Annotated in this window: 8 protein-coding genes and 1 riboswitch; of the genes, 5 read left to right on the top strand and 3 right to left on the bottom strand. The window is 43.2% G+C overall.

Annotation, left to right across the window (positions count from 1 at the left end; genetic code table 11):
• Positions 1–193: 193 nt before the first annotated feature.
• Complete coding sequence (locus J6I68_RS09210) at positions 194–826, top strand: YigZ family protein (RefSeq protein ID WP_292219851.1); 633 nt, start codon at positions 194–196, stop codon at positions 824–826.
• 215 nt (positions 827–1,041) lie between these two features.
• On the opposite strand, the gene typA is transcribed toward J6I68_RS09210, so the two are convergent.
• Positions 1,042–2,871 (bottom strand): translational GTPase TypA, encoded by a 1,830-nt coding sequence (typA, locus tag J6I68_RS09205; protein ID WP_292219850.1) that lies wholly within the window; start codon positions 2,869–2,871, stop codon positions 1,042–1,044.
• 208 nt (positions 2,872–3,079) lie between these two features.
• Positions 3,080–3,251: riboswitch (Lysine riboswitch) on the top strand.
• Between the two features lie 100 nt (positions 3,252–3,351).
• Between typA and dapA the strand changes: the two genes are divergently transcribed.
• From dapA to hisA, 3 genes are read left to right on the top strand one after another with little or no spacing between them, the layout of a single operon-like run.
• Complete coding sequence (gene dapA, locus J6I68_RS09200) at positions 3,352–4,242, top strand: 4-hydroxy-tetrahydrodipicolinate synthase (RefSeq protein ID WP_292219848.1); 891 nt, start codon at positions 3,352–3,354, stop codon at positions 4,240–4,242.
• A complete protein-coding gene (dapB, locus tag J6I68_RS09195; protein WP_292219846.1) occupies positions 4,242–4,997 on the top strand; it encodes a 4-hydroxy-tetrahydrodipicolinate reductase in 756 nt (251 codons plus the stop codon). Before dapA ends, dapB begins: the two co-directional genes overlap by 1 nt.
• Positions 4,998–5,056: 59 nt before the next feature.
• Complete coding sequence (gene hisA, locus J6I68_RS09190; RefSeq protein ID WP_292219845.1) at positions 5,057–5,827, top strand: phosphoribosylformimino-5-aminoimidazole carboxamide ribotide isomerase; 771 nt, start codon at positions 5,057–5,059, stop codon at positions 5,825–5,827.
• A gap of 114 nt (positions 5,828–5,941) precedes the next feature.
• Here hisA and J6I68_RS09185 read toward each other — a convergent pair whose 3' ends face one another.
• Positions 5,942–6,142, bottom strand: a complete 201-nt coding sequence (locus tag J6I68_RS09185; RefSeq protein ID WP_013281837.1) for a cold-shock protein — start codon at positions 6,140–6,142, stop codon at positions 5,942–5,944.
• Between the two features lie 213 nt (positions 6,143–6,355).
• On the opposite strand from J6I68_RS09185, the gene J6I68_RS09180 reads away from it, so the two are divergent.
• Complete coding sequence (locus tag J6I68_RS09180) at positions 6,356–6,643, top strand: YerC/YecD family TrpR-related protein (protein WP_022765063.1); 288 nt, start codon at positions 6,356–6,358, stop codon at positions 6,641–6,643.
• A gap of 58 nt (positions 6,644–6,701) precedes the next feature.
• Here the strand turns inward: J6I68_RS09180 and J6I68_RS09175 are convergent, their stop codons facing one another.
• Entirely contained in the window at positions 6,702–7,196 is a 495-nt protein-coding gene (locus J6I68_RS09175; protein WP_292219844.1) for a bactofilin family protein, read from the bottom strand.
• Positions 7,197–7,254: the final 58 nt, after the last annotated feature.

Raw genomic sequence — 7,254 nt, 5'->3', positions numbered from 1 at the left:
TAAGCTGTTCTAAAAGTGTTACAATGTCCATGAGAGTACTCCTTTTCTGAGTTTTTTTGTTTTGACGAACTTATTATACCCAAAAAGGTTTGTACTCTCATTTTTTATCTTAATTCAACTGACAATTTCTTTACTCCGTTCGGATGAATGCTGACACTGTGAACAGTAATGCAATCTATGTTATACTTGCTGCATGGGAAAGAGAGAATCTATCAAGGTTATAACTTCAAATGGAACTGGGGAGATTGTGGAAAAGAAATCCCGGTTCATCGGAAATGTCTTTTCGGTTGCTTCAGTTAAGGAAGCGGAAGAGAAGATCGCTGAGATATCCAAAAAGTACTGGGATGCAAGACATAACTGCTATGCCTATGTCATTGGAGAAAATGGTGAAAGCACAAAGTGCAGCGACAACGGTGAACCCTCAGGAACAGCCGGTAAGCCAATCCTGGAAGTAATAAACGGCGAAGGCATTACTAATGTCCTTATCATCGTCACCAGGTATTTTGGAGGAGTCCTTCTTGGAACCGGCGGACTTGTCCGTGCATACACCCAGGCGGCTCAGGCTGGTATTGCAGCATCTGGCGTTGGCGAACTTGTCTATTCACAGAAGCTTACGCTTACTGTGGCCTACGACAAGGTAAACACCATCCAATATTTCCTTGGCCAGAAGTCCATCACCATACAGGACTCTCGCTATGCAGCAGATGTGGAGTTTGATATCTGCGTAAAAGAGTCCGACGTTGATACTATTAAAAACGAACTTACTAGCAAATGTGAAGGTCAGATTACAATCTCTGAAGGAGATGTAGGTTACTTCCTTCTATAAAGACGTAATTGAGTCTTTCCCTACTTATACAATGAGGGCCGGGCTGGGTATAATTTTGGCTTTTGCGATTTTTGAACCACGAAGTTGAGACCTATGAATTAGGAGTGCCCTTGCACGACTAATTCATGCACAGGGCTCAACGAAGTTCTCGGTTCAACATGAGCAAAAACAAAATTATACCCAGCCCGGCCCGGGTTACATATTAGGAAACACCCTTATTTCTTGAAGGAAGCTCTCTTTCTCAGTGTAGGATCGAGGATCCTCTTACGGATACGAAGGCTTGTAGGAGTTACCTCTAAAAGCTCGTCGTTGTCAATGAATTCGATACACTGCTCAAGAGACATGATCTTTGGTGGAACAAGACGAAGGGCCTCATCTGAAGCAGATGTTCTAGTGTTGGTAAGGTGCTTGGTCTTGCAGACATTGACCTCAACGTCCTCACTCTTTCCGCTGGTTCCGATGACCATTCCGGAGTAAACCTTGTCGCCTGGCTTGATAAAGAGCTGTCCTCTGTCCTGAGCGTTGAACAGACCATAAGCTGTAGCTTCACCTGACTCAAATGCGATGACAGATCCTGTCTTACGATAGTTCATATCTCCCTTGTATGGAGCATATCCGTCGAAAATAGTATTGATGATACCATTACCCTTGGTGTCTGTCATGAACTCACCTCTGTAACCGATAAGTCCTCTTGAAGGGATAAGGAACTCAATCCTTGTGTATCCGCCGTTACCAGCGCCCATATTTACAAGCTCGCCCTTACGCTCGCCAAGCTTCTGGATAACACTTCCTGAGAACTCGTCTGGAACATCGATGTAGCACTTCTCCATAGGCTCAAGCTTCTGGCCGTTTTCATCTGTGTGGTAGATAACCTCAGCCTTGCTGACAGCAAACTCAAAACCTTCACGACGCATTGTCTCGATGAGAACTGAAAGGTGAAGCTCACCACGTCCTGAAACCTTGAAGGTCTCTGTTGTGTCTGTATCCTCAACACGAAGAGATACGTCTGTGTTCAGCTCTCTGTAAAGCCTGTCACGAAGGTGTCTTGAAGTTACATATTTACCTTCCTGACCAGCAAGAGGTGAATCGTTAACGATAAAGTTCATTGAAATAGTAGGCTCAGAAATCTTCTGGAAAGGAATTGCAACCTGGTTGTCTGCTGAGCAGAGAGTATCACCGATCTTGAGATCTTCGATACCGGAAATAGCTACGATAGAACCAATTCTTGCTTCCTGAACCTCAACTCTTCCAAGTCCGTCGTACTCATAGAGTTTACCGATCTTGGTCTTAACGCGTCTCTCTGGCTCGTGGTGGTTAACAACAACAACTTCCTGGTTGACCTTAACAACACCATTATCTACCTTACCTACGCCGATACGTCCAACGTATTCGTTGTAGTCGATAGTGCTGATAAGTACCTGAGTGCTGGAATCTGGATCTCCAACAGGAGCAGGAATGTAGTTGATGATGGTATCGAGAAGAGGCTTCATATCTGTACCAGCTTCATCAAGTGAAAGAGAAGATGTACCAGCCTTGGCAGATGCAAATACAAATGGGCAGTCAAGCTGCTTGTCATCTGCGCCAAGATCCATAAGAAGCTCTAAAACTTCGTCAATTACATCATTAGGTCTTGCCTCTGGACGGTCAATCTTGTTGATGCAGACAATAACTGGAAGACCAAGATCCATTGCCTTACCAAGAACGAACTTGGTCTGTGGCATAGGGCCCTCGAAAGCATCAACAACGAGGATAACGCCGTTAACCATCTTAAGAACACGCTCAACCTCTCCGCCGAAATCTGCGTGGCCTGGAGTGTCGATGATGTTGATCTTGATATCCTTATATGTAATTGCAGTATTCTTAGACATGATGGTGATTCCACGCTCTTTTTCAATATCGCCGGAATCCATAACACGCTCTACAACTTCCTGACCAGCACGGAAAACACCGCTCTGACGAAGAAGACCGTCAACCAGTGTGGTCTTACCATGGTCAACGTGGGCAATAATAGCTACGTTTCTAACATCATTTCTAGTTTGTTTCATAAATCTTTTACCTCTTATAATATGTAGAAAAAACTTCAACTAATTTCAAACTAACTGAGTATAACACGCACTTTTATGTTGTTCAACCAAAAATTTGATAAAATGATATCTCTTTTCCGGAAGGGTTATAATGACTACTTTATGGTAAAAAGTGCTAGTGCCTTGACAGGGGTAATCTGGTGAGGTAGTATTTAAAACAACAAAAAACGAATTAGATAGAGGTTGCATATTTAATAAGTAGCTTTGTGGATGCGCAGCAGCAGATGAAGCATTGCGAAAGGTAAATGTGCCGAAAGGCCTGGCCTGGCTGAAGGCAGGTGCTTGGGCATGCAGCGAACAGCTGTATGACTGTCATCGCAAGATGGGGAGCTATCACAGATTCTTTACAGGGTTCTACGTTAGGAAGAATTTTATTAGCTCATCTCTATTGTGATTTGAGCTATTTTTTATGTAATTGAAGTTTGATTCGAGGAGGAAAATATGGCAGTTTTTAAAGGCGCAGGTGTTGCGATTGCAACTCCATTTAAGGCAAATGGTGAGGTTAATTACGATGAGTTCGCAAGGCTCATTGAATTTCAGATTGAGAACGGAACAGATGCCATAATTGTCTGTGGTACAACAGGCGAGGCAGCTACAATGTCAGAAAAAGAGCACATGGACGTTGTTAAGTTCTGTATAGATAAGGTTGCAAAGAGAATTCCTGTAATCGCAGGAACAGGCTCTAACTGCACAGAGACAGCGATCCAGCTTTCAAAAGAGGCAGAGGAGTACGGCGCTGATGCAGTGCTTTCCGTAACTCCATACTACAACAAGGCTACACAGGGTGGTCTGTATGCACACTTCTCAGCTATTGCCAAGGCAATTAATATTCCGATCATTCTTTACAACGTGCCTTCAAGAACTGGATGTAACATCCTTCCTGAGACAGCAGTTAAGCTTGCTAAGGATCATAAGAACATTGTTGGTATCAAGGATGCAACAGGCAACATTTCACAGACTATCAAGATGATGTCTCTTGCAGAGGGTTGCATTGATCTTTACTCTGGTGATGACGATCAGATCGTACCTATCATGTCAGTTGGCGGCCTTGGCGTTATCTCAGTTCTTTCAAATGTAGCTCCAAGACAGACTCACGAGATCTGCCAGAAGTGCCTTGATGGTGACTATGCTACAGCAAGAGAGCTTCAGTTCAAGGCATATCCTCTTGTAAAAGCTCTTTTCTCAGAGGTTAACCCTATTCCTGTTAAGGCAGCGCTTAACATGATCGGATTTGAGGCTGGTCCACTTCGCCTTCCTCTTACAGAGATGGAGGATGCAAACAAGGCTCACCTTCGTGAAGAGATGATCCGCTATGGACTGGAGGTTAAGTGATGGTTAAAATGATAATGCACGGCTGTAATGGACGAATGGGTCACGTAATTGCTGACCTGGTTGCAGCTGATGACGCTATAGAAATTGTTGCAGGGGTAGACGCATTTGGCGAGAGCACATACTCTTTTCCAGTGTTCAAAGCTCTTTCAGAGTGCAATGTGGATGCTGATGTCATCGTGGATTTTTCAAATGCTTCAGCAGTAGATGGACTTCTCGATCACTGTGCAGCTAAGGGAATCCCTGTAGTTCTTTGCTCTACAGGCCTTTCCGAAGAGCAGCTTTCAAAGGTAAAAGTAACTTCTGATAAGGTAGCAATCCTTAAGTCAGCGAACATGTCTGTTGGAATAAATGCTCTTTTAAAGGTACTCAAAGAGGTATCTCCAATGTTTGCAGCTGCAGGCTTTGATATTGAAATTGTAGAAAAGCACCATAACCAGAAGCTTGATGCACCTTCAGGAACAGCGATTGCTCTTGCGGACAGCATCAATGAGTCACTTTCTGGCGAGTATGACTATGTTTATGACAGAAGCACAAGGCGAGAGAAACGCCCTGTTAAGGAGATTGGTATCTCAGCAGTAAGAGGCGGAACCATCGTTGGTGACCACGATGTTATCTTCGCTGGACAAGACGAAGTGGTTACACTTTCCCACAGAGCTTATTCAAGAGCAATTTTTGGAAAAGGAGCTATTGAAGCCGCTAAATTCCTGGCTGGAAAAGGCCCTGGAATGTACGATATGTCAGATGTTTTGGCTTGAAGCCTTAGATGAGCGGTCTTCCACAGTATTGTGAAGGCCGCTTTTTTGGAGGAACTTATATGCGTTTTAGACCATGTATCGATATCCACAACGGAAAAGTAAAGCAGATAGTAGGATCGTCTCTTAAGGATGCAGGAGATAGTGCCAGTGAGAACTATGTCTCTGAGAAGGGGGCGGAGTTCTATGCCAGGATGTACAGAGAGCTTGGCTTGTCAGGAGGCCACATCATCCTGCTCAATCCTGCAGGCAGTCCCTACTACAAGATGACTAAAGAGCAGGCAAAAAAGGCGCTTATGGCGGCTCCTTCATTTCTCCAGGTGGGTGGCGGTATCACAGATGAAAATGCAAGGGAGTTCATAGAAGCCGGCGCAACCCACGTTATTGTCACATCTTTTGTGTTTAAAAATGGCAAGATCAGCTACACTAATCTAAAGAAGCTTCAAAAAGCTGTCGGAAAAGAGAGAATAGTTCTTGATCTGTCCTGTAAGAAACAAGGCGAGGATTATTACATAGTAACTGACAGGTGGCAGAAGTTCACAGATGTTAAGCTCTCTGCAGAGACAATGGATGAACTGTCTGGGTACTGCGACGAATTCCTTGTACATGCTGCGGATGTTGAGGGACTCCAGAATGGAATAGAGGACAGTGTTGCAAGGATCCTTGGATCCTGGGGAAAAAGACCTGTTACCTACGCCGGGGGAGTTAAGAGTATAGAAGATATAGAAAAGCTTAAAAAGCTTGGAAAAGGAAAAGTGGATGTAACAGTTGGATCAGCTCTCGATATATTTGGAGGAGAACTGGCGATGAAAGACATCATTAAAGCCATCTGACTTAAGTCAGATGGCTTTCATGATTAATCATTGTTACAATCTTGCGAATTCAAAATAAATCTATTTTAGAATAAGGCACTTTGTAGTCTGATTAAATGCTTCAATTGCCGATAATCAAAGCTTGTTTACGTTTACGGCCTGAGGTCCCTTTTCACCCTGGATTACATCGTACTCAACAGAAGCGCCCTCTTCAAGAGACTTGAAACCTTCCATGTTGAGTCCTGAATAATGTACGAATACATCATTTCCAGCCTCGTCAGAGATGAAGCCGTAACCCTTCTGGTTGTTGAACCACTTAACAGTACCTTTGTTCATCGTAATACCTCCACAAAAATAAAAAAATAATCGTTCTGTTGTCTATGACAACACATTTACGATATCACATAAATGTGCAAAAGTAAAGAAATAATAAAAGTATTTAATCACTTTACTTTAAAAATTTAGCGTGATAAAATGTTTAAGTACCAAAGCAATATTAACGGTATTTTGTAACATTAAATTTAGTTTTTTTACGGAGGTTTTTTTTCGATGAACAAGAAGATCAGAACAGATGCTGTTGATCATCTCTTTGACGCAATACTCTGCCTTCAGAACAAGGAGGAGTGCTATAGCTTTTTTGAGGATCTGTGCACTGTTAATGAGCTCCTTTCTCTTTCACAGAGATTTGAAGTTGCATCTATGCTGAGAGATAAAAAGACATATCTTGAGATTGCAGAAAAGACAGGTGCTTCAACTGCAACCATCAGTAGGGTAAACAGATCCCTTAATTATGGCGATGATGGTTATGAACTTGTATTTACAAGAATGCAGGACTAAAGTTGATTTACGAGCGTAAAAAAGCTGCTACTGTTTGAACAACAGTAGCAGCATTTTTTTATTTATTCTCTTTGTTTTCTTCTTTCTTGTCTTCAGTGCCTTCCTCTTTTTTCTCTTCTGAAGGCTTGTCCTCTGAAGCTTCCTTGTCAGCAGCTGCGCGCTCTTTTGCTACCTCAGCTGAGTTTTTCTCAATGCCTGTCATATCGCACTGACCTGAGAAAACGGCGTTCTCGTCAATGACGATGCCCTTACAAGACACATTGCCGATAACCTTACCGGTATCGCTGATCTCAACCTTGCCCTGAGGAGCTGAAATGTTACCTGTTACTTCGCCAGCGATGTAGGCGTTCATGGCAGATACAGTACCTGTTATCTTGCCTTCCTGTCCAACTATAAGCGCTCCGCTGATCGTAACGTTTCCTTTTACTGTACCATCGATTCTTGTGGAATCCTTGGTTGTAAGCGGGCCGTCAAGCACTGCTCCGGGACCAATGATGGTTCCTACCTGCTCAAGAGCTGGATCTACTGTAGTATCTTTTTTGTTTCCAAACATGATGAGTCCTCCTACCCGTTGATTTCTATGAGTTCTTCAGGATCGATATATTGTTCGT

The sequence above is a fragment of the Butyrivibrio sp. genome (assembly GCF_017940685.1).
In the GTDB taxonomy this organism is placed as follows: Bacteria; Bacillota; Clostridia; order Lachnospirales; family Lachnospiraceae; genus Butyrivibrio.
Note: the sequence above shows the minus strand (reverse complement) of the source record. Positions and strands in the feature narration are given on the sequence as shown.